This is a genomic window from Sphaerimonospora mesophila (assembly GCF_001417795.1).
Classification (GTDB): domain Bacteria; phylum Actinomycetota; class Actinomycetes; order Streptosporangiales; family Streptosporangiaceae; genus Sphaerimonospora; species Sphaerimonospora mesophila.
Genome location: NZ_BCBX01000030.1, coordinates 824,304 through 849,955, shown reverse-complemented (window position 1 = coordinate 849,955; position 25,652 = coordinate 824,304). Strand labels below are relative to the sequence as shown.

Annotated in this window: 29 protein-coding genes; 15 read left to right on the top strand and 14 right to left on the bottom strand. The window is 66.7% G+C overall.

The features are described from left to right. Positions 1 to 28 precede the first annotated feature (28 nt). The 6 genes from AP234_RS04070 to AP234_RS04040 all read left to right on the top strand — a co-directional run bounded on the left by AP234_RS04070 (position 29) and on the right by AP234_RS04040 (position 4,936). Positions 29 to 541, top strand: a complete 513-nt coding sequence (locus AP234_RS04070) for a PH domain-containing protein (protein ID WP_055478103.1) — start codon at positions 29 to 31, stop codon at positions 539 to 541. Between the two features lie 239 nt (positions 542 to 780). After that, entirely contained in the window at positions 781 to 1,797 is a 1,017-nt protein-coding gene (locus AP234_RS04060) for an adenylate/guanylate cyclase domain-containing protein (RefSeq protein ID WP_083501746.1), read from the top strand. Positions 1,798 to 1,904: 107 nt separating this feature from the next. Further along, entirely contained in the window at positions 1,905 to 2,084 is a 180-nt protein-coding gene (locus AP234_RS04055; protein ID WP_055478100.1) for a (2Fe-2S)-binding protein, read from the top strand. 14 nt (positions 2,085 to 2,098) lie between these two features. Then, complete coding sequence (bfr, locus tag AP234_RS04050; RefSeq protein WP_055478099.1) at positions 2,099 to 2,587, top strand: bacterioferritin; 489 nt, start codon at positions 2,099 to 2,101, stop codon at positions 2,585 to 2,587. A 375-nt stretch (positions 2,588 to 2,962) separates the two neighbouring features. Continuing rightward, on the top strand, positions 2,963 to 3,631 hold the full coding sequence (locus AP234_RS04045) for a response regulator transcription factor (RefSeq protein WP_030451323.1): 669 nt from the start codon (positions 2,963 to 2,965) through the stop codon (positions 3,629 to 3,631). 36 nt (positions 3,632 to 3,667) lie between these two features. Continuing rightward, positions 3,668 to 4,936 (top strand): ATP-binding protein, encoded by a 1,269-nt coding sequence (locus tag AP234_RS04040; protein ID WP_055478098.1) that lies wholly within the window; start codon positions 3,668 to 3,670, stop codon positions 4,934 to 4,936. 14 nt (positions 4,937 to 4,950) lie between these two features. On the opposite strand, the gene AP234_RS04035 is transcribed toward AP234_RS04040, so the two are convergent. Continuing rightward, positions 4,951 to 5,535, bottom strand: coding sequence for a GtrA family protein (locus AP234_RS04035; protein ID WP_083501745.1), 585 nt, complete (start codon positions 5,533 to 5,535; stop codon positions 4,951 to 4,953). A gap of 335 nt (positions 5,536 to 5,870) precedes the next feature. Between AP234_RS04035 and AP234_RS04030 the strand changes: the two genes are divergently transcribed. Both AP234_RS04030 and purE read left to right on the top strand, forming a co-directional pair. After that, positions 5,871 to 7,055 (top strand): 5-(carboxyamino)imidazole ribonucleotide synthase, encoded by a 1,185-nt coding sequence (locus tag AP234_RS04030; RefSeq protein ID WP_083501744.1) that lies wholly within the window; start codon positions 5,871 to 5,873, stop codon positions 7,053 to 7,055. Beyond that, the gene (purE, locus tag AP234_RS04025) at positions 7,048 to 7,575 is read left to right on the top strand and encodes a 5-(carboxyamino)imidazole ribonucleotide mutase (RefSeq protein WP_055478097.1); all 528 of its coding nucleotides are present in this window, start codon (positions 7,048 to 7,050) and stop codon (positions 7,573 to 7,575) included. Before AP234_RS04030 ends, purE begins: the two co-directional genes overlap by 8 nt. Positions 7,576 to 7,839: 264 nt before the next feature. Here the strand turns inward: purE and AP234_RS04020 are convergent, their stop codons facing one another. Then, entirely contained in the window at positions 7,840 to 9,195 is a 1,356-nt protein-coding gene (locus tag AP234_RS04020; RefSeq protein WP_055478096.1) for a UDP-glucose dehydrogenase family protein, read from the bottom strand. Positions 9,196 to 9,414: 219 nt separating this feature from the next. Between AP234_RS04020 and AP234_RS04015 the strand changes: the two genes are divergently transcribed. Beyond that, positions 9,415 to 10,578 carry an acyl-CoA dehydrogenase family protein gene (locus tag AP234_RS04015; protein ID WP_055478095.1) on the top strand — a complete coding sequence of 388 codons (1,164 nt, stop codon included), beginning with the start codon at positions 9,415 to 9,417 and terminating at the stop codon, positions 10,576 to 10,578. A 76-nt stretch (positions 10,579 to 10,654) separates the two neighbouring features. Here the strand turns inward: AP234_RS04015 and AP234_RS04010 are convergent, their stop codons facing one another. From AP234_RS04010 to AP234_RS03980, 8 genes are all read right to left on the bottom strand, one after another. Further along, a complete protein-coding gene (locus AP234_RS04010) occupies positions 10,655 to 11,914 on the bottom strand; it encodes a tyrosine-type recombinase/integrase (protein ID WP_055478094.1) in 1,260 nt (419 codons plus the stop codon). 3 nt (positions 11,915 to 11,917) lie between these two features. Beyond that, positions 11,918 to 12,094, bottom strand: a complete 177-nt coding sequence (locus AP234_RS04005) for a helix-turn-helix transcriptional regulator (protein ID WP_055478093.1) — start codon at positions 12,092 to 12,094, stop codon at positions 11,918 to 11,920. Further along, the gene (locus tag AP234_RS04000; protein WP_055478092.1) at positions 12,091 to 13,461 is read right to left on the bottom strand and encodes a replication initiator; all 1,371 of its coding nucleotides are present in this window, start codon (positions 13,459 to 13,461) and stop codon (positions 12,091 to 12,093) included. Before AP234_RS04000 ends, AP234_RS04005 begins: the two co-directional genes overlap by 4 nt. A gap of 112 nt (positions 13,462 to 13,573) precedes the next feature. Continuing rightward, positions 13,574 to 13,714: a hypothetical protein gene (locus AP234_RS37040; protein ID WP_160330373.1), complete on the bottom strand. Its 141-nt coding sequence runs from the start codon at positions 13,712 to 13,714 to the stop codon at positions 13,574 to 13,576. 24 nt (positions 13,715 to 13,738) lie between these two features. After that, complete coding sequence (locus AP234_RS03995; RefSeq protein ID WP_055478091.1) at positions 13,739 to 14,113, bottom strand: hypothetical protein; 375 nt, start codon at positions 14,111 to 14,113, stop codon at positions 13,739 to 13,741. Between the two features lie 17 nt (positions 14,114 to 14,130). After that, on the bottom strand, positions 14,131 to 14,865 hold the full coding sequence (locus AP234_RS03990; protein WP_055478090.1) for a DUF2637 domain-containing protein: 735 nt from the start codon (positions 14,863 to 14,865) through the stop codon (positions 14,131 to 14,133). 26 nt (positions 14,866 to 14,891) lie between these two features. Then, positions 14,892 to 16,244: an FtsK/SpoIIIE domain-containing protein gene (locus tag AP234_RS03985; RefSeq protein WP_055478089.1), complete on the bottom strand. Its 1,353-nt coding sequence runs from the start codon at positions 16,242 to 16,244 to the stop codon at positions 14,892 to 14,894. Continuing rightward, positions 16,237 to 16,575 (bottom strand): hypothetical protein, encoded by a 339-nt coding sequence (locus AP234_RS03980; RefSeq protein ID WP_055478088.1) that lies wholly within the window; start codon positions 16,573 to 16,575, stop codon positions 16,237 to 16,239. Before AP234_RS03980 ends, AP234_RS03985 begins: the two co-directional genes overlap by 8 nt. Positions 16,576 to 16,701: 126 nt before the next feature. Between AP234_RS03980 and AP234_RS03975 the strand changes: the two genes are divergently transcribed. Continuing rightward, positions 16,702 to 17,082, top strand: a complete 381-nt coding sequence (locus AP234_RS03975; RefSeq protein ID WP_055478087.1) for a GntR family transcriptional regulator — start codon at positions 16,702 to 16,704, stop codon at positions 17,080 to 17,082. A gap of 177 nt (positions 17,083 to 17,259) precedes the next feature. On the opposite strand, the gene AP234_RS03970 is transcribed toward AP234_RS03975, so the two are convergent. Further along, the gene (locus tag AP234_RS03970; protein WP_055478086.1) at positions 17,260 to 17,478 is read right to left on the bottom strand and encodes a hypothetical protein; all 219 of its coding nucleotides are present in this window, start codon (positions 17,476 to 17,478) and stop codon (positions 17,260 to 17,262) included. Positions 17,479 to 17,630: 152 nt separating this feature from the next. Here AP234_RS03970 and AP234_RS03965 point away from each other — a divergent pair, with 152 nt between their 5' ends. Genes AP234_RS03965 through AP234_RS03955 form a run of 3 tightly spaced genes read left to right on the top strand, consistent with a single transcriptional unit; the run spans position 17,631 to position 19,352 of the window. Then, positions 17,631 to 18,371, top strand: a complete 741-nt coding sequence (locus AP234_RS03965) for a hypothetical protein (protein ID WP_055478085.1) — start codon at positions 17,631 to 17,633, stop codon at positions 18,369 to 18,371. Between the two features lie 2 nt (positions 18,372 to 18,373). Further along, a complete protein-coding gene (locus AP234_RS03960) occupies positions 18,374 to 18,850 on the top strand; it encodes an NUDIX hydrolase (protein WP_055478084.1) in 477 nt (158 codons plus the stop codon). A gap of 55 nt (positions 18,851 to 18,905) precedes the next feature. Beyond that, positions 18,906 to 19,352: a hypothetical protein gene (locus AP234_RS03955; RefSeq protein WP_152990219.1), complete on the top strand. Its 447-nt coding sequence runs from the start codon at positions 18,906 to 18,908 to the stop codon at positions 19,350 to 19,352. A gap of 56 nt (positions 19,353 to 19,408) precedes the next feature. On the opposite strand, the gene AP234_RS03950 is transcribed toward AP234_RS03955, so the two are convergent. The 3 genes from AP234_RS03950 to AP234_RS03940 all read right to left on the bottom strand — a co-directional run bounded on the left by AP234_RS03950 (position 19,409) and on the right by AP234_RS03940 (position 20,841). Further along, complete coding sequence (locus AP234_RS03950) at positions 19,409 to 19,957, bottom strand: HD domain-containing protein (RefSeq protein ID WP_055478082.1); 549 nt, start codon at positions 19,955 to 19,957, stop codon at positions 19,409 to 19,411. A 67-nt stretch (positions 19,958 to 20,024) separates the two neighbouring features. Then, complete coding sequence (locus AP234_RS03945; protein ID WP_055478251.1) at positions 20,025 to 20,486, bottom strand: GntR family transcriptional regulator; 462 nt, start codon at positions 20,484 to 20,486, stop codon at positions 20,025 to 20,027. Position 20,487: 1 nt separating this feature from the next. Further along, complete coding sequence (locus tag AP234_RS03940) at positions 20,488 to 20,841, bottom strand: hypothetical protein (RefSeq protein ID WP_055478081.1); 354 nt, start codon at positions 20,839 to 20,841, stop codon at positions 20,488 to 20,490. Positions 20,842 to 21,009: 168 nt separating this feature from the next. On the opposite strand from AP234_RS03940, the gene AP234_RS03935 reads away from it, so the two are divergent. Continuing rightward, positions 21,010 to 21,738: a hypothetical protein gene (locus tag AP234_RS03935; RefSeq protein ID WP_055478080.1), complete on the top strand. Its 729-nt coding sequence runs from the start codon at positions 21,010 to 21,012 to the stop codon at positions 21,736 to 21,738. Positions 21,739 to 22,462: 724 nt separating this feature from the next. Continuing rightward, entirely contained in the window at positions 22,463 to 24,496 is a 2,034-nt protein-coding gene (locus AP234_RS34205) for a helicase HerA domain-containing protein (protein WP_063842749.1), read from the top strand. The last annotated feature ends 1,156 nt before the right edge of the window (positions 24,497 to 25,652 follow it).

Genomic DNA, 25,652 nt, shown 5'->3' with positions numbered 1-25,652 from the left:
CGGGCGGGAACGTGTCACGATTTGCGCCATGGGTCTCCCGGATCATCACCTGACCGAGGGCGAGCGGATCATCCACGAGTTTCATCCGCACTGGAAGCGGCTGATCTTGCCGCTTCTCGCCTTCATCGTCGTCGTGGCCGCCGCGGCTGCGGCGATCTACTTCATCCCGAGTGACTATGGCTACGCGGGGTACGCCCGGATCGCGGTGGGCGTGGTGGCCTTCGTCGCGTTGATGCTGTGGTCGTTCATCCCGTTCCTGCGCTGGAAGACGACCTCGTACACGCTGACCTCGCACCGGCTCGCGATCAGCACCGGCATCCTGAACAAGTCCGACGAGGACATTCCGATGGCGAAGGTCAACAGCGTGAGCTCCGACCAGCGGTTCGTCGAGCGACTCCTCGGCTGCGGCACGCTCCGCGTGGAGTCGGCCTCGGAGAAGGGCGAGATAAATCTCCGGGACATCCCGAAGATCCAGCTCGTCCGGCAGGAGCTGTTCCGGCTGGTTGAGGACGCCTCCGACGGGGAGATCGACGGAAAGTAGACGAGCGGGGGAGAGCCCGACGGGGGCGGGGGGATGAGCGTGGCGTGGGCCGCGGCGAACCGGGACCCGCGCAAGGCCGCACGCCCCTGTGGCATCGCCGATGACGAGCCGACCGGCGGTGTCGTACCGACAGCGTCCCGGCGGCGTGGTATCACCGTGGTTCTGGTGGCGTACGACCGCCCGGATCAGAGGGGAACCTCCGTCCGGCGATTGGCCGAGGGCTGAGGTTAACTGACTCCGTGAACCGACGTGGAGAGCAACGGGCGTCCCGGCGTCCGGGCACCGATGACGTGCGACGGCTGCTTGTCGGGTCGCCTCCGATCTACACCCGCCGTCAGGTGGCCGAGGCGGCCGGCATCTCCCGGGATCTGGCGGCGCGGATCTGGCGGGCGCTCGGCTTCGCCACGCTGCCGGACGACGCGGTGGCGTTCACCGAGGCCGATCTGTCCGCGCTGCGGCGGATCCGTCATCTGATCGACGCCGGCCTGCTCGACGAGCGGACCGTCATCCGCATGACGCGGGCCCTGGGCCGTACGACCGGCAGGCTGGCCCAGTGGCAGGCCGAGATCATGATCGAGGCCGTTCTCGACCAGGGCAGGTCGGGTGGGGGCGACTTCACCCGGGTGATGGACACCGTCCGCCGGCTGCTGCCCGACTTCGAGGAGATGCTGATCCACGTCTGGCGGTCGCAGCTGACCGCGGCGGCGGGCCGGCTCATGTCGCTCACCGAGCTCGGTCAGGACGTCAGCCCGACCCGGCTGATGCTCGCGGTGGGCTTCGCCGATCTGGTCGCGTTCACCAGGGTCACCCGGGAGCTCGACGAACCGGCCCTGGCCGACCTGGTCGAGGGTTTCGAGGCCCTGGCCTCCGACGTCGTGGCCGCGCACGGCGGCCGGCTGGTCAAGACCCTCGGCGACGAGGTGCTGTTCACGGCCGGCGAGCCGCGGGCCGCCGCGCTGATCGCGCTCGATCTGGTGGACGAGCTCAAGGCGGGCGAGGAGGGGCCCGACGTGCGGATCGGGCTCGCGTACGGCCCGGTGATCCCCGCGATGGGCGATGTCTTCGGCACCACCGTGAACCTGGCGGCCCGTCTCACCGCCATCGCCCGGCCGGGCACGATCGTGGCCGACGGCGAGATGGCCGAGGTGCTCGGCGGCGTGAGCGACTTCGACCTGGTCAAGCTGCGCCGTCGTCCCGCACGCGGGCTCGGCGTCGTCCAGCCGTACGTCCTGCGGAGACCCGGCAGGGAGCGCTGAGCGGTATCCGTACGGCTTACTCCCGGGGGGCCATAGGCAAGCCTTACCTACATGGGTTACCTTAGGTGTGCCTAACCTTGCTTCCCCGCGAAAGGCCCACCGCCACCATGTACGTCTGCGTCTGCCGAGCCGTCACCGAGAACGAGGTCCACGACTGCATCGAGGCGGGCGCGAAGAGCGCTCGTCAGGTGCGCGACGCGACCGGCGCCGGGGGGGACTGCGCGACGTGTGTCCGTAAGATCTGTGCGATGCTGAAACGGTCAGAGGATCTGGTGACCAGCGCATAGACCGAGGGGCGGCCATGCAGGGGGACAGGGAGATCATCGCGCTGCTCAACGAGCAGCTCACCTCCGAACTCACCGCGATCAATCAGTACTTCCTCCACGCGAAGATGCAGGAGCACTGGGGTTACACGAAGCTCGCGAGCTACACGCGGCAAGAGTCGTTCGACGAGATGAGGCATGCCGAGCGGCTCACCGATCGCATCCTCTTCCTGGAAGGTCTGCCCAACTACCAGAAGCTGGGCACGCTGCACATCGGGCAGACCGTGAAGGAGCAGCTTCAGGCCGACCTCGACCTCGAGCTGGGGGTGGTCGCGCGGCTGCGGCCCGGGATCGCGCTGATGCGGGAGCGCGGCGACACCACCTCGGCTCGGATCTTCGAGGACATCCTCGCCGACGAGGAGCATCACATCGACTACCTGGAGACCGAGCTGAGCCTCATCGAGAGCCTGGGCGAGGCGCTCTACCTCCAGCGCTACGTCGGAGAGCCTTCGTCGTCGCCGTCCTGAGGCCGCCGTTCGTCACACCGACGCCGCCGTAAGCCGCCGTGAATCGTCGTGAGCCGTCGATTCGCGGCCGTCCGCCCGGGCGCGTCGTCGTTCCGGAATCTCTTCCCCATCGACGTTCCGGGCGGTGTCGATAGGCGGTACGTCTCCGCGCGCCCGACGGTACAGTGGCGGAGTCGTTGCATGTTTTTTATCGTGCTAAATGGGATTTGAAGCGCCTTCTGAGATGGGCGAGAAATGCCCGGATCGGGGTGCCCCGTTGCGTGCTGACTATCCCGGATTTATCAGTGTTTGCCCAGGTCAATTGATGAGTCAACGACAAGTCAAACTGCGCGCTGTAGCCGGGAAACGATCGCTTAAGGTCCTACGATCGCTTGCATGACCTGCGTACTTCTCGCCGAGGATGACACCTCGATCTCGGAGCCTCTGGCGCGCGCTCTGCGCCGGGAGGGTTATCAGGTAGAGGTGAGCCCGGATGGCCCGCAGGCCCTTGAGAGGGCCCTGTCGGGGGGCGTCGATCTGATAGTTCTCGACCTCGGCCTGCCAGAGATGGACGGGCTGGAGGTCGCTCGCCGCATCAGGGCGGAAGGACACGGGACTCCCGTGCTGATCCTTACCGCCCGGGTCGATGAAGTGGACACCGTCGTCGGGCTCGACGCCGGTGCCGACGACTACGTGACAAAGCCGTTCCGCCTCGCCGAGCTGCTCGCCCGCGTGCGAGCACTCCTGCGACGCGGTACGTCCGAGACGCCGGTGGTGCAGGGCGTCCGTATAGACGCCGACTCGCGCCGCGCGTGGATGGGGGACAAGGAGCTGCACCTGACCACCAAGGAGTTCGACCTGCTGCGCGTGCTCGTACGGGACGCCGGCAAGGTCGTCACCCGCGAGCAGATCATGCGCGAGGTGTGGGACACGAACTGGTGGGGGTCGACGAAGACATTGGACATGCACATCTCGTGGTTGCGCCGCAAGCTGGGGGACGACGCGGCCAAGCCGCGATACATCACGACGGTCCGAGGGGTCGGTTTCCGTTTCGAGCGCGAGTAGACCACCGTGGAGTGGTCGCTGGGGAGGAGCTAGCCCGTGCGCCGGCGCCTGCTGTCCTCGATGTTGCTCGTGGCGGTCATCGCCGTTGTGCTGTTAGGCGTGCCCCTGGGCATGCTCGTCGTCCGATCGATCAACGACGAGGCCGTGCAGCTGCTGAGGGCCGAGGCGACTCGGCTGCTGGCCGGGGTGGAATACTCCGTCGGCCAGGGCCAGAAGGTCGACCCGCACCAGCTCGCGAAGAACTACCCGGATCGGTACATCCAGGTGTACGTCCGGGGGAACCAGCCGATCGCCGTGGGCTCGCCGCCCCCACCGGGCCGCGAGCTCACGCAGGAGGCACGCTCCGAGGCCGGCTACGTCCGGGTGGCCCAGGACTCGGCCCAGGTCGAGCAGGACATCCGGGCCCGGCTCGTGCTGACGGTCGCGCTCGCGGTCATCGCGCTCGGGGTGGCCGTGAGCCTCGCGACCGTCACCTCACGCCGTCTGAGCCTTCCGCTCCAAGATCTGACGAAGATCGCGGAGCGGTTGGGCTCGGGAGACGCCCGGCCCAGCCGGCACAGCTACGGCATTCCCGAGGTCGACCTGGTCGCCGAGGTGCTGGACCGAAGCGCGCTGCGGATCTCCGATCTGCTCGCGCGGGAGAGGGAGTTCGCCACCGACGCCTCCCACCAGCTCCGTACGCCCCTCACCGGGCTGACGATGCGCCTGGAGGAGATCGTCGCCGCGGCCGACCAGCCCAAGACGGTCCGGGAGGAGGGCGAGGCCGCCATCGTCCAGGTGGAACGACTGACCGCGGTCATAGACGAGCTCTTGGCCGCGGCCAGGCGGCAGCGTCATGCCCAGACCGGTCCGATCAACGTGGACGACGTCGTGGACCAGCAAATCACCGAGTGGGAGCCCGCCTTCCGGCGCGCGCAGCGCGGGCTCATCCGGCGGGGAGACCGGGGGCTGTGCGCCCTCGGTACGGCCGGCGGGTTGAGCCAGGTCCTGTCCACGCTGATGGAGAACTCGCTGGAGCACGGCGCCGGCGTGCTGACCGTCTACACGACGAGCACCGACAGATCGGTCGTCATCGAGGTGGCCGACGAAGGCCCGGGCATCCCGGAGAGCCTCGGGCACAAGGTCTTCGAACGCAACGTGAGCGGCGGGGGCAGCACCGGGCTCGGCCTGACGCTCGCCAGGGCCCTGGTCGCGGCCGACGGCGGAAGACTGGAGCTGGTCAAACGCCGTCCGGCGACCTTCGCGATCTTCCTGCGGCACGTCCGCGAGCATGGCCGCCACCGGGTGGTGAGCGGTCCGGCCTGACCGAATGAGGATCGTCAGAGGGCGGTGAGGGGCCCCGCGTGCGCCTGTGTCTTCTCCGACGGCTGGGGATTGTCCTGCGCCGGCTCCTCGGCCACGGCCTGCGCCTGCGCGTCACCCGTGTCCCCCGCGGGGGACAGACCCGTCGGCAGGTCGGCCGGACCGTCCGGCGGCATCGCCAGGAACACCCACTTCTTGTAGGACCAGAAGCGGAACAGTGTGCCCAGCACCACGCCCAGGCCCTGGGCGATGTTGTAGCTCACCAGGTCGTCCAGCCCCAGCACGTACGTGACGAACGCGATCAGGATCAGCGGAGGCAGCAGCCCGATGCCGTTGAGCACGAAGAACAGGACGTACTCACGGGCGAGGCCGCTCCGCTGTCGATGGCGGTAGGTCCAGTAGCGGTTGCCCAGGTACGCGAACGTCGCCGCGAGGATCGTGGACAAGATCTTGGACTTGAGCGGCCCGATGTCGAGGCCGAACCGCAGCAGGTTGGCGCCGCCGAAGTCGATGACGAAGGCGATGGCCCCCACCGTCCCGAACTTCAGCAGCTCGTGAACGAGTGAGGCGAACCGCTCGTAAGCGTGTCGGAGGAACTGCACGACCCGGCGGTCCTTCCTGTCGGCGGAAAGTTGCTCCCAGGCTACCGGTATGACCTGTCCCCACGGTGCTGCTGCCCGGAGATACCGCTTCTCCCCAGGTCACCGAAGAACATTTCATGAAATGACCATCCAGCGGTTGTAGGCCGATCCACAGCTCGCAGCACGCCATACGCCGGCAACGCCTGTCCTCGACTGTTCAAATGCGGCAGCGGCCGGGCGGTTGTTCAGGCGCGGCAGCGGCCGGACGGTGCCGATAACACGGTGCCGAGAACAGGGCGGCTTCACACTATGCCGGGGGGCGGTGCACTTTCCCGCAATCGGTAGGCTGGCCTGTCGTGAACAGCCCGAACGTTCCTCCTTCCGTTGGACGCCCGGAGGTCGACCCGCCGGCAGGCCCCGTGGTCGGCATGGTCGGCGCGGGTCAGCTCGCCCGGATGACCCAGCAGGCCGCGATCGCGCTCGGCGTCGAGCTGCGCGTGCTGGCCAACGCGCGCGACGAGAGCGCCGCCCGGGTGATCGTCGACACCCGGCTGGGCGACTACCGCGACCTCGGTGATCTCCGCGAGTTCGCCAAGGGATGCGATGCCGTCACATTCGACCACGAGCACGTGCCGACCGAGCACATCCGCGCGCTGGCCGCGGAAGGCGTCGCCGTACGGCCCGGGGCCGACGCGCTGATCCACGCCCAGGACAAGGCGGTCATGCGGGAGCGGCTCACCGCGATCGGCGCCCCCTGCCCCGCCTGGTCTCGGGTCTCCTCCCTGGCCGACGTCGAGGCGTTCGCCGAGGAGCACGGCTGGCCGGTCGTGCTGAAGGCCGTACGCGGCGGTTACGACGGGCGCGGCGTGTGGGTGTGCGCCTCGACCGACGAGGCCCGCGAGGTGCTCGCCACCGGCATCGAGCTCCTGGCGGAGGTCTTCGTGCCGTTCGAGCGGGAGATCGCCGTGCTGGTCGCCCGGTCCCCGCACGGACAGGGGGTGAGCTACCCGGTCGTGGAGACCGTGCAGCAGGACGGCATCTGCGTTGAGGTGCTCGCTCCCGCGCCGGGGCTCGCCGAGGAGGACGCGGCGGTCGCCCAGCGCGTCGCGCTCGGCATCGCGCGTGACCTGGGTGTGGTCGGACTGCTCGCGGTCGAGATGTTCGCCACCAAGTCGGGTCTGGTGGTCAACGAGTTGGCCATGCGCCCGCACAACAGCGGTCACTGGACCATCGAGGGGGCCAGGACCTCCCAGTTCGAGCAGCACCTGCGCGCCGTCCTCGATTTGCCGCTCGGCTCGCCGTCGCTCACCGCGCCCGTCGTCGTCATGGCCAACCTGCTGGGCGGGGCCGACCCGGACGTCTTCTCGCGCTACGAGCACGTGCTCGCCAACGACCCGGGCATCAAGGTCCACTTCTACGGCAAGGCCGTACGGCCCGGCCGTAAGATCGGGCATGTCACCGCGCTCGGCACGGATCTCGACGAGGTGAGGGCTCGGGCCCACCACGCCGCCGTCTGTTTGAGAGGACCCCTGAATGGCTGACGTCGGGATCGTGATGGGAAGCGACTCGGACTGGCCGGTCATGCGGCAGGCCGCCGAGGCCCTCAGCGAGTTCGGCGTGCCGTTCGAGGCCGACGTCGTGTCGGCGCACCGCATGCCGGCCGAGATGATCGAGTACGGCACGCACGCCGCCGACCGCGGCCTCAAGGTGATCATCGCCGGGGCCGGGGGAGCGGCCCACCTCCCCGGCATGCTGGCCTCGGTCACCCCGCTGCCGGTGATCGGCGTGCCGGTGCCGCTGAAGTACCTGGACGGGATGGACTCGCTGCTGTCGATCGTCCAGATGCCGGCCGGGGTTCCCGTGGCGACCGTGGCCGTCGGCGGGGCGAGGAACGCCGGGCTGCTGGCCGTACGCATCCTGGCCGCCTCCGACGAGGGCCTGCGGCAGCGGATGGAGGAGTTCCAGGCGACCCTCAAGGCGCAGGCCTACGCCAAGGGCGAGCGCCTGCGCGCCGAGGCCGCCGACCTGCACGCTCAGCACCACCACGCCACCACCTCATAATCCCCGCGTGATCTTGCAAATGCTTGCAGGCTAGGCGGCTGACCTGCACAACCTCTTGTCGTGATCTTGCAGAAACTCGCAGACGTGCCCGTTGACGTGGGGAAACACCTTCCGTGATCTTGCACTGCAAGATCACGGAAAGTAAAGCGCCAAGTGAGCCATGATGTGTGCGAGTTTCCGCAAGATCGCGATCGGCGTTTGGCCAGGTCACCAGACCTCGCTGCGAGAATCTGCAAGATCACGGCGGGAGCGTTGGGGGGAGATTCAGGGGCGGCCGAGTGCGCGGTAGTGCCAGCCGGCCTCGCGCCAGGCGTCGGCGTCGAGCGCGTTGCGGCCGTCGACGATGTTGCGGGCCGCCACGACCCGCCCCAGAGCCTCGGGGTCGATCTCGACGAACTCCTGCCACTCCGTGAGGAGCAGGACGACGTCCGCCTCCTGGGCGGCCCCGCTCGCGCTGTCCGCGTAGTGGAGGTCGGGGTGGGCCGCCCGCGCGTTGTCCAGTGCGACCGGGTCGTAGACCGTGACCTTGCCCCCGTGCCGTGCGATCGTGACGGCCACGTCCAGCGCCGGCGAGTCGCGGATGTCATCGGAGTTGGGCTTGAAGGCCGCGCCGAGCACCCCGACCGTGCGCCCCTCGAACGAGCCGCCGACCAGCTCGCGGGCGAGGTCGACCATGCGGGCCCGGCGTCGCATGTTGATGGCGTCCACCTCGCTGAGGAACGTGAGCGCCTGATAGGCGCCCAGTTCACCCGCCCTGGCCATGAACGCCCGGATGTCCTTGGGCAGGCAGCCGCCGCCGAAGCCGAGGCCGGGGTTGAGGTATTTGCTGCCGATCCGCTCGTCGTACGACAGCGCCAGCGAGAGCTGTTTGACGTCGGCGTGGGCGGCCTCGCACACCTCGGCCATCGCGTTTATGAATGAGATCTTGGTGGCCAGGAAGGCGTTCGCCGCCGACTTGACCAGCTCCGCCGTGGGGTAGTCGGTCACCACGATCGGGACCTCCTCGCCCAGCGGGGCGTAGACGTCCCGCAGCACCTTCTCCGCCCGGTCGGAGGCCACGCCGAGGACGATCCGGTCCGGATGCAGGGTGTCCCGTACGGCGAAGCCCTCTCTGAGGAACTCGGGGTTCCAGGCCAGCTCGACCTGCGCACCCGCGGGGGCGAGCCGTACCAGCTTCTCGGCCAGACGCTCGGCCGTGCCGACGGGCACGGTGGACTTGCCGACCACCAGGCACTGGCGGTCGAGGTGGGGGGCGAGGGAGTCGACGACGGCGTCGAGATAGGAGACGTCGGCGCCGTATTCGTCCTTCTTCTGCGGGGTCCCGACGCAGACGAAGTGGACGTCGCCGAAGTTCGCGACCTCCTCGTAGGAGGTCGTGAAGCGTAGCCGGCCCGCCGCCAGGTTGCGCCGCAGCAGCTCCTCCAGGCCGGGCTCGTGGATCGGCAGTTCACCGCGCTGCAGCCGGTCGATCTTCTCCTGGTCCACGTCGAGACCGAGCACTTCGAAGCCGAGTTCGGCCATGCACGCCGCGTGCGTAGCCCCGAGATATCCGGTCCCGAGCACGGTGAGGCGGTACGGCACGGCATGCTCCCCTCTTGCCCACTGGTAGTGATGTGGCATGGTACCGGGCCGGTTTACTGCCCGTTGAACCACCTCGGCAAACTGGTATGAGTCAACGGTACGGCGGCGCCCCCGGCCGGTCGATGACGTCTAGGGGAGATGTTCTGTTACCGTCCGTGTCAGAGTTGACTGTCGGATCGACCAGGTGGGCCTACCTGTGACGACGACTACTCGGACGTCCCTGTGAGAACAACTACTCGGACGTCCTACTATCTCCTCATGAGCTTCCCTCTCTACGCGCCCGCCGAGGAGCACGAGCTGCTTCGGGAGACGGTCCGTGCCCTCGCAGACGAGAAGATCGCCCCGCGTGCCGCGGCGGCCGACGAGAACGAGGAGTTCCCGTGGGAGGTCTACAAGGACCTCGTCGCCGCCGACCTGCACGCCGTCCACATTCCCGAGGCGTACGGCGGAGCCGGCGCCGACGCCCTCGCCACCGTGATCGTGATCGAGGAGGTCGCGCGGGCCTGCGCGTCGTCCTCGCTGATCCCCGCCGTCAACAAGCTGGGCACGGTCCCGCTGCTGCTGTCGGCCTCCGAGGAACTCAAGCAGCGCTACCTGCCGCCGTTGGCGCGTGGCGAGGCGATGTTCTCGTACGCGCTGAGCGAGCCGGAGGCCGGCTCGGACGCCGCGGCGATGAAGACCCGGGCGGTGGCCGACGGCGATCACTACGTGCTCAACGGCACCAAGATGTGGATCACCAACGCGGGCGTGTCGGAGTACTACACCGTGATGGCGGTCACCGACCCGGCCGCCGGGGCGCGTGGCATCTCGGCGTTCGTCGTGGAGAAGGACGACGAAGGCGTGTCCTTCGGGGCCAAGGAGAAGAAGCTCGGCATCAAGGGCTCGCCGACGCGCCAGGTCATCCTGGAAGACGTCCGCATCCCGGCCTCGCGGATGATCGGCGAGCCGGGGACGGGCTTCAAGACCGCGCTGGCCACCCTCGACCACACCCGCATCACGATCGCCGCCCAGGCGCTCGGCATCGCCCAGGGCGCGCTCGACTTCGCCCTCGGGTACGTCAAGGAGCGCAAGCAGTTCGGCAAGCCGATCGCGGACTTCCAGGGCCTGCAGTTCATGCTCGCCGACATGGCGATGAAGCTGGAGGCCGCCCGGCAGCTCACCTACGCGGCGGCCGCCAAGTCGGAGCTCGCCATGAGCGGCACGCCGGTCAAGGACCTCACGTTCTTCTCCAGCGCCGCCAAGTGCGCCGCCTCCGATGCCGCCATGGAGATCACCACCGACGCCGTGCAGTTGCTCGGCGGGTACGGCTACACGCGGGAGTTCCCGGTCGAGCGCATGATGCGCGACGCCAAGATCACCCAGATCTACGAGGGCACCAACCAGATCCAGCGCATGGTCATGGCCCGCCAACTCCTGAAGTAGCCCCTGACGTGCAGAAACCCCGCCTCCCGTACTGGGCAGGCGGGGTTCGCTGTCTCCGGGGTGGACCACTAAAGGATCACTGTTCCGTCCCTGTTCCGTCAGAGACCGCACGCGGCCGGAACAGGCGGTCGTCGATGGCTTTGCGGGCACGGTCGTGGGAGCCGGGCATCATGTGGGCGTAGACGCGGAGCGTGAAGCCGGGGTCGGCGTGGCCGAGGTACTCGGCGAGCTCCTTGATGGAGACGGCACCGGCCAGCATGACGCTTGCGTAATAGTGCCTGAGCTGGTGAAGTCCTTCCTTCCGAGAGGTGGTGAACCGCTTGCGGGCGCGGCTGTCCTTCTCGGGGGCCGGGATGACGTCGGCGGCGACGAGGGCGGGTTTCCAGACGAGTTCGCTGTAGCCGCGCGCCCGGATGAACTTGTCGTCGGTCCAGCGGAACAGCAGGTTGTGCGTCCTGAGCTTGCCGTTCGGCTTCTCCCATGGCAGCGAGCAGACGAGCGGTCGATGTGCTTTCACATGACGCTCGATCGCTTCAGCGGCCCACTGGGGGAGTGGCACGACACGTTCCCGGTCGTTCTTGGGCAGCGCGTAGACGTGGTCAGTGCCCAACTTCTTGATCTGGCGACGGACCCGGATCACCTGCTCGTCGAAGTCGACGTCTTGTAGCGCCAGGCCGAAGAGTTCGCCCTGGCGGAGCCCGCAGGACGCCGCGACGATCGGGACCAGCCGGAAGAGATCGGGGTGAGCGTGTATCACCGCATGGACCCGCTCATCCGACCAGGCAATCAGCTCTTCTCCGCTACGCTTCGGCACCTGCACAATCGGCGATCTCGCCGGGTTCTTCTTGATCGCCTCGTCTGCGACGGCCAGTTCCAGGACGCCTTGCAGAACGAGGAACGACGTCTCGATGGTCGACGGCCCGTAGCGCTCGTTCAGGTCACTGATCCACGCCTGGATGTGCGAGGGGAGGATGCTCTTCACCTGGCGTCGGTCGAAGGAGGGGGCGACGTGGAGGCGATAGATGTACTCGTACCGGATCTTCGTTGACGGGTCGACGATGCGGGAGTCCAGCCAGCGCGCAGCGAAGTCGGCGAAGAGCGCCTTGCCGGCCTTCGGATCGATGTAGTCACCGCGGCTGACGTCCGCCTCCATGGCGGACGCCTTCTTCTCCGCGTCGGCCTTGCGCTCGAACGCGGCCGAGACCTCTTTCCCGTCCGGGTCGAGCCAGACGGCGAGCCAGCGCTTGCCGACGCCGTACCGCGCGGTCTTGACTTTCTCCGTCCTGCCGTCTGAGTGCCGGACGGTCTTGGTCCATAGGTCCTTGACGAAGGCCATCGGCTACTCCTGCTCGCGGACCCAGGACATGACGTCCTCGGGCAGGTAGCGCAGGTAACGGCCGATCTTCCGGCTTCGAGGGCCGATCCGGTGGTGTCGCCACTGGTAGAGCGTGGCCACCGGGACGCCGAGGAACTCCGAGACCTCTTCCACTGTCCAGAGCCGTTCGAGCGTGATCATTGGCCACCGTCCCAGAGCCAAGGCGCGGCGAGCGCGGCGACGAGGGCGTCACCGGGGGACAGGCCCTTTCCGGCGTACTCCCAATGCGTGACCACGAGAACGGTGTCCTCGTCGAAGAGCGGTAGGCGACCTGTGGTGATCTGTTCATCGCGGGCATGGTCCTGCCGTTCGGCGCGGATCTGGCCGAGGGTGGTGGAGTAGCGGCGGGAGCGGGTGGAGAAGTGGCCGCGGAAGCCGAGCATGTGCGCCCACTGGATCAGCCGGAGGTCGGCCAACTCGTCGAGGGCGCCCAGGCGCAGACATTCGGCGATCAGGCGTCGGGCGTGCTCGCGAATGGGCAGGGCGACCAGATCCTCGGCAGGGCTGATCCGCCGGTCGAGGGTGCCGACGCACTCGGCGGCCTTGGTCGCATATTTGGCGATGTAGCCTGCGACGGCCTGATCGGTCAGCTCACCGTCCATCGTGATCGGCCGGACGTCGAGCTGATCGCCCCAGCGCAGCACCCGGGCCGGTTCGCCGTCGACGGCGGGGATCTTCGCGGTGACCACCGAGGCGGCGTGCCGTACGGCTTGGCCGAGCAGGTCGAGCGTGGCCCAGGCCGGGGGCGCGGAGACCGGCCCGTCCGAGCCGTCGAGCCGGATCACAGCGTGGAAGTGGACGACGCCGCGCCGCTGGTACTCGGCGACCTTGGCGAAGGACACGACGAGCTGTTCGCGCATCTCGCGCAGGGTCAGGCCGCCGAGCTTGGCCAGATGACGGCGAAGAGCGTCGGCGAAGCGCTTCCACAGCAGCGGAGCAACCGCGTTGAACAGCACCGAGCCCGTGTAGTCGTAGCAGTCCGGGCACAGTGGCTCGCCGAGGCAGTCCTCGTCGGCGCCGTGCCGGGCGGTGCAGGACAGGACGCGCCCGTGCGGGCACTTCTGGGCGTCGCGGCGGGGGTGGCAGGGAAGGACCTTGCCGTTCTTCTCCCGCCGGGTGTGAACCGGGCCGAAGGACGGCGCGGTGAGCGTGACGAACAGGCACGGATGCGCGGTGACCGAGGCGGGGACGCCCTTGCCGCCGACGAGGCCCGCGCGGATCAGGTGGAAGGTGTCGGCCCGGTAGGTCTCGGCGCAGGACGGGCAGCGCGAGGCACGCCGGCTCTTGCACGGGACGCGAAGGACGCCGTCCGGTTCGGTCCTGGTGCTGTAGCGGTGCAGCAGGGTTCCGGTCGCGGCGTCCCAGTGTTCGACCCGGCCGCGCAGGTGGATCGGCTGGCGGCAGCCGCCCGCGCGGCGGATCTGGGCCGCCCACCGGGAGTAGTTCGGATCACCGAGCCGGGTGATCGCGTCGCGGATCGCGTGCGCGTTGACGACAGATGCGGGCAAGATGGAGACCTCCTTTCACTCGTTGCGGGTGAGGGGATGGCCCCCGACCTGGCAGGCGTCTTGGCGGATGTACGGCCAGGCCGGGGGCGCTGCGATCAGCGGGTGGAGGGGCTCAGCAGAAGCCGAGGCCCTCGCAGTGGCGGCAGGTGTCGCCGTGGGAGTCGATGCCGCCCCCGCCGCAGTGGCAGCACTGCCAACGCTTGGGCGTGATCTCCGTGATCTCTGGGGCGGTGGCCTGTGTGGCGTCGCTCATTCGTGGGTTCGGTCCCTTCCTGTCTCATGCGGCCCGCGCCGAGGTTCCGGCAGTGCAGTCCGCGCCGGGTTCTGGGGTGACGTTGTCGCTGTAGGACATGAGCGCCTCGTGCCGGGCGCGGGCGTTGGCGAGGATGGCCACCGCCTCATAGCGGACCGGGCCGAAGTCCCGGCCGGTCGCGTAGTGGCCGGAGTCCAGGCGCGCGGAGTTGATGGGGACGCCGAGCAGTGCGGCGATGGCGTCGATCTCGGCGCACATCTCGGCGTCGGCCTCCCGGTTGGGGAAGTAGGCGACACGGACGCCGCCGCGCGGCACCGGGACGGCCGGGTTGGCGGTCAGGAAGTCGGCCAGGGCACGGAGCCCGGTGATGACGGCGTTTCGGTGCTGGTCGTTTCGCATGTGGTGATCTCCTTTCGTCAGGCGGGCTCGGATATCGCGCGCAGGGTGCGCAGCAGGTCGGAGGCGAGTTGGTTGGACACGCCCAGCCGGGCGCGCAGCACATCGCGGGTGATCGGCTTACCGTGCTTGGCGTGATGTTCGTCGGCCACGCGCCGGGCGAACTCGACCAGCGCCAGGGACGGCCCGGTCTCGCCGTCCTGCCCGTCCTCACCGCCGGGGACGAGCACCGGGAGGCGGGACGGTTGGCCGTCCGACGCAGACCCGCCGGGGACCGCCGAGGACGGGACCGGGGACGACGGGACTGACGAGGAGGACGGCATCACCTCGGCAGGGGATGTGGCCTGGACGGCCGAGGTCGCTTCGGAACGAGGGCCGGAGGCGCGGCGTTCCAGCATCGAGACTGCGATGAGGAACGCACCGGCCGGGGTGGCGGCGGTCAGCCAGCCCCACACGGTGGGTTCGGCTTGGTGGAGGTTGGCGGCCAGGGACAGGACGATCCCGCCGGCCAGGACAAGTGTCGGCCACGACACCGCGCCGTGGCGTTGGCGACCGGTCTTCTTATCCCGCTGGCGTTCGCGGGCGGCCATGACGCAGGTGAGGTCGACGCAGACCGCGACCGCCCAGGACATCCAGCCGGTTTGCCCGTGGTCGGTGGCGGTGTCGCGGATGTGGGTGAATGATCCGGCACCCGCGATCGTGGCCAGGACGAGGACCGGCCCGGAGTCGAGCAGCCATGAGGCCAGGCGTCGCATCGTTCCCTCCCTTCGTTGGGGCGTGGTTAGGCGGATAGCAGTTCGGACAGATCCGCCCCGCCCACCTGGGCGGAGCGGGCAGGCCGGGTGATCTCGGCCCAGTCCGGGGTCAGGTGGGCGTGGGTGTGGGCGGCGTGTTCGGCGGTCTGCTCGCCGACGTAGAAGGAGCGGGCGCGGTACCACTGGCCGTCCTGGCTGGCGACGATCGCGACGCCGGGGGTCTCGGCGGGGATGGCCCGCGCGGAGACCAGGGCGGCCGGGTCGAGGTCGCCGAGGGTCATGGTCGCGGTCTCGGGGTCGTTGACCCGGTGGCAGATTCGGCCTGAGCACTGCGCGCGTAGGGCGGTGACGCCGGGGCCGAGGTCGGAGCCGATCCGCTGACCGGACAGGAACAGGTAGATGCCGAACGCCCGGCCGAGCTGGGCGACCCGCAGCAGCGCTGTAGAGGTACGGGTGATCTCGTCTTTCTCGGACTTGTCGGCCATTAGGTACAGCTCGGCCAGCTCGTCGACTAGGACCACGATCGGGACCGGGCGCACGCCGGGCGGGAGTTGCCAGATGTTGCGTGCTCCTGCTGTACGGCACAGCCCCATGTGGTCGACCATCAGGCCCACGAGGTCATCCAGCAGTCTCACGGACTCGGCCCGGGTGGTGGCCAGGGCCGACAGCCGTGGCGCGTACGGGGTGAACTCGACCCCGCCTTTGAGGTCGATGCCGACCAGGGCGACCGGTTGCGGAGCGAGCCCGACCAAGAGGGCGTTGGCGAGGTTGGACTTGCCCGATTGGGTGGCCCCGGCGTTGACCCAGTGCGGGACCGTGCGGAAGTCGATCGTCCACAGCCCGCCGGTCTCCAACCTGCCGACGTGCACGGTGAGCAGGTCGGCCGAGGGTGGGAGGTGGTCGAGGCGGACGAGCGGGTCCCGCACGGTGGCCGCCAGGACCACGCGGCCCGGCCGTGGGGACGACACCCGGACGGCGTGCACGCCCCAGGAGTGCGCGAGCCGTTCGGCGGCCTGGGCGTAGTCGGCGGGGATCTGCCCTTCCAAGGTGTGGACGGTGACCCGCCAGCCGTACCGGGTCGGCCGAGGTAGCAGCATGAACGGTTTGGTGTCGACCGCGACCCGCTGGAAGCGCCGCCGTACCTTCACCACGCCGGTTGAGGCGATCGCGCCGGGGACGGTGGTGAACCACCAGCGTTGCCGCTTCTTGGTCAGGCCGCAGCCGAGGGCGACCGTGCGCCAGGTCGCCCGCACGGTCACGGCGACGATCGGGAAGCCGACCAGCAGCCAGAACGACTGGTAGTGGTAGCGCCGCCAGGCCCACAGGCCGGCCACCAGGGCGGCCAGGCCCGCGAGCAGTTGCGGGAGGGTGTCAGGCATGGGCGCCCCCGGCGGGGACGATGGAGGCGGCCCGGTAGCTGATGCCCCAGCGGGCCTCGCCGCCCCGGGTCATCTCCCAGACGTAGCCGACCAGGCCGTTCGGGGTGACGTCCTGCCCGGCGGTGATCTGGGGTTCGCCGGAGGTGCCGACCTTGACGAGTTCGATGCGGCCGAACTCGTCCTCCACGGACAGGACGATCTCGTAGACGGTGTTGCCGTTCTTGTCGGTCTTGATCTCGCCGGTGTCGGCGTTGAGGACGCGCGGGCGGGGCGCGCGGACGCAGACGAACTGAAGCTTGGTCACGTCGACCGGGATCGGAATGGTGCGCATGGGATGGACCTCCTTCGACTCGTGGGCAACATAGTTAACTAGGTTGGCCTGGTTGTCAATGTTCTCTCGGTTGGCTTGGTCGCGATGTCGTGGTGTGATACCTAGGTCAGGTACGACAGGAGAGGGATGGTTAGGAAAACGGGACGCCCCGGTTACCTCCAGATCGCCGACGATCTGCGTGCGCAGATCCGCGGCGGGTCTCTGCCGCCCGGTGAGCCGTTGCCGTCCACGGCCCAGCTCGCCGAGCAGTACGACGCCTCGCTGAGCGTCGTGAAGATGGCAGTCGGACTCTTGCGGAACGAAGGCCTGGTCATCGGCCAGCAGGGCAAGGGCGTGTTCGTCCGAGAACCCGACGACACCGCCGAGGGCGACCAGGCCGACGAGGCCGGCACCGCACCGGCCGAGGATCTGACGGGCGAGGTCGTCAAGCTGCGCACCGCCGTACAGGACCTGTCACGGCGCCTGTCCCGCATCGAAGAACGGTTGTCTCAGCAATCCGGGAGTTAGGACCGCCGCCCCGGACGCGCAACCCGGTGACGTGCCGGGCGAGCCGGGCCGCCCCCTCAGGTGAGGCGACCCCACTCCTCATGGCCTTGTCCTCCCGGCGGATGCCGACCAGTACCGCCACGTAGCCCACACCCACGACTGCGGTGAGGATCAGGGCGAAGATCAGCGGCAGTGTGCTCATGACCAGATCACCCCCAGCGCGGCGGCACCGCGCGGGCCGCGCGGCGGACGCCGGGTGATCGCGCGCCGCTTGTCGGCCCTGCGACGGGCGGCCTGCCGCCGGCCCCACCGGTCACGGGCCAGGCACTTACGGCAGCGGGCCTGCCCCTCCTCCACGGCAGCCCCGCACTCGCAACCGGCGGGCTCGTCGGCCGGGCTGATCGTCGTGTTCGTCATGGTTACCTCTCCTTTCGTCGCTGTCGGTGCTGCGTTGTGACACCGAGAGTGCGCGAGAAGAGCAGGACGAGATCACTACACGACGGGACATGTTCAAGACGTCCGGCTTACGATTGCCACGTCCCTGGACGTCCTCCAACGTGGCAGGTGAGATGGCCAACGATCGGCTGCGCGCGGCACTGCTGGAACGCGGGGTGGGCATCGCGGAGTTGGCGACCGCCATCGAGGTGGACCCCAAGACCGTCGAGCGGTGGATCACCAAGGGTCGCGCCCCCTACCGCAGGCACCGCTACGCCGTGGCCGCCCACCTGGGTATGGACGAGGGTTACCTGTGGCCGGAGGCGCTGACCCGGGAACAGGTCGCCTCCGCCTCCGAGAGTGAGATCGTGACCGTCTACCCGCACCGCTGGGCCGTGCCCAGGGACGCCTGGGGACGACTGTTCGCCAGCGCCAGCCAAGAAATCGGCATCCTCGTCTACAGCGGGCTGTTCCTCGCCGATGATGCAGGGATCGTGCGGATGCTTGGCGAGAAGGCCAGTGCCGGGGTCCGGGTGCGGATCCTGCTCGGCGACCCCGACAGCACGGAGGTCGCCCAGCGGGGCGCGGACGAGGGCATCGACGACGGCATGGCCGCCAAGATCCGCAACGTGTTCGTGCTGTACAAGCCCATCCGGGGGCTGGACAACGTCGAGTTCCGCCTTCACCGCACGGTGCTGTACAACTCGATCTACCGCGGGGACGATCAGCTTCTCGTCAACACCCACGTGTACGGCATGCCCGCCGGCAACGCCCCCGTCCTGCACCTGCGCAAGGTCCTCGGCGGCGACATGGTCACCACCTACGTCGACAGCTTCGAACGGGTCTGGGAGCAGTCCCAGCCGTTAGAGTCATAGCCATGGCCCGCCGGATCGACTTCTACGACGACCCCGACGCTCCCAGGGCGAACAGCCTCGTGCCGTCCGTCAACGTCGTGGTCACCAACGACGCCGGGGACCTGCTGATGATCCGCCGGTCCGACAACGGCAACTGGGCCGTCCCCGGTGGCGCAATCGACCTCGGCGAATCGTTGCCGCAGGCCGCCGTACGGGAAACCCTCGAAGAGACCGGCATCCTGTGCGAGATCACAGGCTTGGTAGGGACGTACACCGACCCCAAGCACGTGATCCTCTACACCAGCAACGGCGAGGCCCGCCAGGAGTTCTCCATCGTGCTCACCGCCCGCGCTATCAGCGGCGAGCCGACCCCGAGTAGCGAGTCGACCGAGGTTCGCTGGGTGCCCCGCGACCAGGTCGAGGGCCTGCCGATGGATCGGTCAATGGCTCTGCGAATCGGCCACTACCTCGCCGGGAGCGGCCTGCCGTACATCGGCTAAGGAGCCTCCAAGAGACGACCCGAGGTTGTCGGAGGAGGGCGATACCGTCCTCGTCATGAGCTATGACCTTCATTTCCTATGCCGTAAACCAGGCGAGTCCTGGGAGGACGCATTGGAGGCACGGGAGGAGAGCGACGAGGAGCCCATACCCGTTGACGCGGATGTGTGGGACAGGGTTGTTCCCCGCGTCCGCGAGGTGCTGGGAGCCGTCGCCGTCCTCGAGAATCCACCTGTCTGGGAGATCTATCACGAGTCGACCGGCATACAGGTGTCCTTCTGCGAAGGGCAGTGGGACCTGAGCGTGCCCTACTGGACACATGGCGAGGACGCCGCCGGCCTCGTCGACAAGCTGCGGGCCGTGGCGAAGGTCATCGAGCAAGAGGCCGGTCTCGTCTGCTATGACCCCCAGCTCGAACAGCCGCTATCGGAGATCCTGCACGCGGACACCACCGCGTCCGTCGCCATGTTCAACCAGGCAGCCGAGTTGTTCAACCGGAGATAAGCGCCTATCCGATCCCGTCGAGCTTCGCCGGGTGTGTCTCGGTAGCCGCTCTCAAGCTACCGAGTACGCAACGCCGCCTCGATGCTGCAAACGGCGGCCAGGATGCACGGCGTCGAGACGGTGATCGAGCGGCTGACAAGGTGGTCAGGGCCGTATCGGGAACGGATCTCGGCCAGGCGGTCGAGCACGTCCAGGTGCCGCCCGTCCGGGCCGGTGGTCATGTCGCAGTAGGTCAGCGCGTCGGCCAGCTCCCGCCGCTCCGGGAGGAACTCCTTGGTCAAGGCGTCGTACAGGTCGCGTTCGGCCGCCTCGTTGACCGCACACGAGTGATGCGCCACCAACCGGCGCAGCGTCTCATCGGCCCCGGCGATATCGCGTAGATAGCGGGCGCCGTCGAGGGGGTGAAACCCGGTGTCGACCAGTTCGGGCGAGTATCCGATGTCGTGGAGGTAGGCGGCGGCGGTCAGCGTGTCGGAGTCGTCGCCGAGGATCGGGGCCAGGGATGCGGCCCGCGCCGCCACCCCTTGCGTGTGCGCCCACCTCCGGGGAAGCGGCTTTGCAAGGAGTCGTTCGGCCAGGTCGCGCGCCCACTCAACGTGTCCCACGGGATAGACGATAGGCACCCCAGGCCCGTCCAGACCTAGGGTGCCAACTCAGACGTCCCAGGACGTCTCAACCTCCGGGGCGGACGAACCGGCCCTTGCCGTGCCGGGACACGATCAGCTTCTCCCGCTCCAGCATCGTGAACGCCTGCCGTGCCGTGTTGCGCGACACGTCATACAACCAGCACAGCTCCGCCTCACTGGGCAGCACGTCCCCCGGGGCCAGGTCACCCCGCACGATCCGCCCCCGAAGGTCCCGAGCGATCACCTCATAGCGGTAGGCCGAATCCACGACGTACCCATCGGCCCGCACGATCCGCCCCTTGGCCGGAACCGTCACGATCAGACCCTCGACTTCCAAGGCGTGTAGTGCCCGGCGAATGGTGTTGCGGGCAACCCGGAACTCCGCCGACAGCACCGCCTCCGACGGCAGCGCCGACCCCGCCGGATACGCGCCCGTGGTGATGCGCTCACGCAGCCGCTCGGCGATCTGCCCATGCACCCGCCACCCGGTCAGCCATCGCTTAGGCATGTCAGGACCGGTGCGCATCGAGGATTTTGTTCAGGTTGATGCCGAGGTCTCCCTGTTCCCCTTCGCGCCAGCCCTCCTGCGCGGCCTGTTCGATCCGCGCAGCCGCGGGCAGCAGCTGCATGCACGAGACGCGCTCGTCGAGCTGGTCGCCCCAGTAGAACCACAGGAACGCCAGATGCACGTAGACCCGGCGCGACCGCAAGCACCGATCGAGAACCTCCAGCGCGGGCCGCCCCTTCTGATCCACGATCAGCACCGTGGTCAGGCCGCGCTCCTCCAGCTCGTCCCGAAGCTCGGTCAAGAGCCTCTCTTGGTATTCCTGCTGCTTTTCGCGGATCGTCCGCATCGGCTCCATGCCCTGTGCTCCCTTCGACTCGTACGGCGCGCCCGGTGTCGCGCCGATTGCCGTACGAGCGTCCGCCAGAGCAAGGGAACCTCTACACCGCAACTCAGGGACGTCTAGGGACGTCTCATGTTAACGTCGCAGGCAGAAGCAACCCCCGTCACAGGAGGTGCACCACCGGTGAGCGACAACCTGCGCCACGCCCTCGCCCGCGCCCGACTCCAGACCGTCGACGTCGCCACCGCCCTTGCCGTCGATCCCAAAACCGTCGACCGCTGGCTCAAAGGCCGCATCCCCTACCCCCGCCACCGGTGGGCCATCGCCGACCTCCTCCATGTAGACGAGGCCGACCTCTGGCCCGACATCGTCAAACCCCGCCGGCCCATCGTCTCCGAGGTCCAGGCCGTCTACGCCCACCGCTGGACCGTCCCGCAAGCCGTATGGCGTCGCCACTTCGAGGGCGCCACCCGGCAGATCGACATCCTCACCTATAGCGGCCTGTTCCTCGCCGAAGACACCGGCATGATCCGCCTGTTGGCAAGCCGAGCCCGCGAAGGCGTGCGCGTGCGTATCCTCCTCGGCGACCCCGACAGCCCCCAGGTAGCAGCCCGAGGAACCGAAGAAGGCATCGGCCCCGACGTCATGGCCGCCAGAACCAGAAACGCACTCACCCTCTACCGCCAGCTCCAGGACGTGGACGACGTCGAGATCCGCCTTCACCGCACCGTGCTCTACAACTCCATCTACCGTGCAGACGACGACCTTCTCGTCAACACCCACGCCTACGGCACCCCAGCAGCCCAGGCCCCCGTCATCCACATGAGAGCAACCGCGGACGAAGGTACAACAGCCGTCTACCTCGCCAGCCTCGAAGCGGTCTGGACAACCGCAGAACCCAGCACAGCCTGACCCGGCCGTCCCACCGTGATCGGAAGCAACTTTTCTTCTCGCTATCAAGGGCGAGCCGCCTACGGCGGCCCGCCTCGCGCGCTGGTCGGCCAGCCGGCCGGGCGTGCGGCTCTCCGGCCGGTCCCGGCCGGCGCCGCCCGCGCGCTGAATCCGAGCTCACAAAAAAGGAACAGTGATCTTCGCCTGCCATGGATGCAGGCACACCGGGCAGGGCCAGCGTCCCTATATCAAGCCGTGGGTGTAGACGAGGGCCGCAAGCTCCTCGCTCCAAGACAGAAGATCTGAGAAGAGTTCCTAAGCCAGGAGTTGAGGAACGGCTGAAATAGCAGGATGATCTATTTGGAGTGCACGACTGTCCAGCGGTCGGCTAGCTGCCGCTTGCATACTTCTTGCACTCTCTTCGAGTCCCGCCCTCAGAGATGGAGACAGAGAGCCATGATCGGACGGGCAGAGAAGATCACTTGCGAGGATGGCGGCACCGGTGATCTTCGCTCGGCAGGGTTAGGAGCTCTGGCATCGGTGACGGACGCTTGGACCCTTGCTGCAGAGCGAAGGCCTTCCGGTCAGTCTGTACCGCGGCAAACCCGGAGTAAGCGAGTTTCCTGTGACTCATCGTTACACGATGAGCGGTAGTCGGCGCAGTCCCGACCCCCCGAAGCGAAATTCGATTCACAAATCGAACCTGACGATCCGACCAAGGCCTAGCTGAACCTGAGAGGCGCGCATGAGCATCGTTACCGCCGTCACAAACAAGACCAAAGCTCTTAGCCCCCTGGCCGTGCTCATAAACGACGATTGCTTTGCCGTAGGCGGCATCTACCAATTGGATTACAGTTCGGCGGTTGTGCTCACTGACGACTATCAGAAGCACATTGCAGGTGGTGTCCCGCTTGGGGGCTACCTGCTCGCCGCGGCCGGGAATAAGACCGGAGCCGGGTTCGTGCTTGATGACGAGGAACTTATTCTGCTGCGTGTCCGCGGCACGGCACCGCTCCCAAACGAGGCGGATCTAGTTCAGACACGTCTTGCGGTCGTTCGGGATGCGACGACGAGCGGTAGGGCATTTGACGAGGTCACCGACGTGCTCACTCGGAACGAGCTACAGCAGTCAGCCTTCGACTGCGAGGTAATCGGAACCTTCTATACCTCTAATACCAACAGTGCGATCATAGAATTCGGTGCCGACATCGACAACGTTGTTGCATCCGCAAGGTATCAGGTCTTCCTACCCTCCTCTCGGGTGCTTTCCTGGCTCGCGTCCTATCCCGAGGCTGGGGCCGATGACACCCTTCCCCTCGGCACCGTTAGATTTGCTTCCACGATGCGGCGTTCACGTATGGCGGGGACTGACGCCGCCGAGGTGAAGGTCCATGTCTCCGACTTTATTTCCCGCAAAACCGCCGTGTTCGGGATGACCCGAACTGGCAAGTCGAATACGATCAAAACCCTGGTCACAGCCGTTCATAGGTACGGCTCAGAGCATGACAAGTCCATCGGTCAACTCATCTTTGATCCACAAGGCGAGTACGCAAACATTAACCCTCAGGATAAGACCGGCCTAAGGCTGCTCGGTGACGCAGAGACAGTACGGATCTACCGCTTTGGTGCTGATGGCTCCGATCCGCAAGTGCGCCCCCTTGGCATGAACTTCTACGACGTAAATAAGCTTGAAGCTGTAACCGACTTCGTGAACTCCGCAGTCATGGAACAGTACGGTGCTTACGCGTACGTGAAGAACTTTACCTCAATAAATTGGGAAGAGCCGCCGGCCTCGGAGCATTCCGAGCATGCGGCGTGGAGCCGTGCCCGTGTGGGATTTTATGGGCTCCTCTCCCTATGTGGACTCATCGGCGACCGCTTCTCCGACTCGGGTAAAAGTACAAACGTGAGAAATGTAAGTATCACGTTTACGTGGAACAAGACTGACTATGATGCCTTCAATAGCACCCATCCCGGGTTAGTCCAGGCGCCCTCGAGTGGGAATACTTACCGGCTCAGTAGCCCTCGTGCGGCTAAGGAGCTCACGCTCTATATGGCGAGTAATGGGAAATGGAATAGCTCCTCGTCCAACCCCAACGACCCGAGGCCGTTCAAGTTCATTGCTGAGGTGCTGGAACGAGCCAGCGTCAAGGCTGCCATTCGAACACTAAGAGAATTCCACACCTCGCATGCACAGGAGCGCGTTGAGGACCAGGTATGGGACGACATGATGAACGGGCGCCTTTCTATCGTGGATCTTGCCTACGGCTCGGGTGACGTTCCCCGGATTATCTCGGAGAACATCGTTACTCATATTCTAAATGAGGCCAATATTCGCTTCCGCAGCAACATGGACCTGATCCCACTACAGATCGTTGTCGAGGAAGCTCATAATTTGTTTGAACGCGGAGCTAAGGACACGGCTGCGAATCCGTGGGTACGTCTCTCTAAAGAAGCTGCCAAGTACAAGATCGGCCTAGTCTATGCCACGCAAGAAGTCTCCAGCGTAGATCAACGCATCCTGTCGAACACATCCAACTGGATCGTTGCCCACTTGAATTCGGATAAGGAGACCCGCGAACTGTCGCACTACTACGACTTCAAGACGTGGGCTGACAGCGTCCGCCGCTGCGAGGATATAGGTTTTGTTCGAATGAAAACCTACTCGGGAAAATACATTGTTCCTGTTCAGGTCGCCCGTTTTGATCACGACATGATCAACCAGGCACGTGTTGCGGCAAAGCTTAACCCCTATTCGCTGGAAGACCAGGACGACTGACGTGCCCTATCCGAATGAACGAGCTCACAGGCTCGGCCACGTCCCCACGGTCAACAACAAGGCTGTTCAAGAGGCGTTCTCGCGGTGGCAGGTCTCTCAGGCACGGCCTAGCGATGGCAGTGGGATCAGGGAACTATGTGTATCCGTCGACACGCTCACAAGCTCTACCGCTGCCTCGGACGTACGTTTCGCAATCACTGTGGACGGGTCGGACACGGAAGTCGAAGCGACCCGCGAGCACCCGACCATCAAGGTGGGATACATCCGCGTCGCCGGGTCCTTCCTTGAACTCGATAAGCTTACCTCCACAGAGACAGGGCCATTCGTCGACCCCCGAGAGGTGCGCCAGTCACACAGCGAATGGGCATTTGACACGGCGCTTCCTGGTTCCGGCTTAGTCAGACCTGGTTGCAGCGGGATCGACACTTGGCGCCAGGAAGTTGACCATTTCTTCAGTTCAACCAGGTTCGACCAAGACTCTCCGCTCACGCTCGCGGACGCGCTATTGACCATGCACGGTACCCCGGGTGCCCCAGCCGTAGACGCACCGATCCGAGCATGCCCAAACTGCCGACACCATTTCGCTGCTGGCGACGAGCCAAGAGTGAACAAAGCGGGAGGTTCCTGCCCTGATTGCCGGACTCCCCTTTATCTTACGGACGTGCTCCGGACTCACACCGAGTACACGCCCGAGGGATCTAATCAGACCTGCATTACTCGGGTGATGCTTGTAGCTGAGCGGCTTATGACGCTCAGCTACCTAGAACACTTTTTCACCAGTATCCTCCACCCCGAGGATATACTCCAGCGGACAATCTTTATCAGCGACGGACCGCTTGCCCTGCATGGCACCGTCGCGCCCTTGAAGCGCCGTCTCTCGAATTATCATGAGGCCATGTACAGATGGGCCGATGCCAAGGGTATCTCGGCACCATTACTCGTTGGTGTGGAGAAACAAGGAAGATTCGTGGAGCATGCCGAGCTTATTCGGGATTTAATCCCCGAGGGGCACGTGATGAGACTCACAACGGACTACATAAACCGGATGACTGGACGACCTGAAGGTAACCAATACGGCACGGACGAATTCTATGGTCGGCGTTTCATATACCGCACCACAACTGGCGACCCGCTCGTAATCACCGTCCCGCCCAAA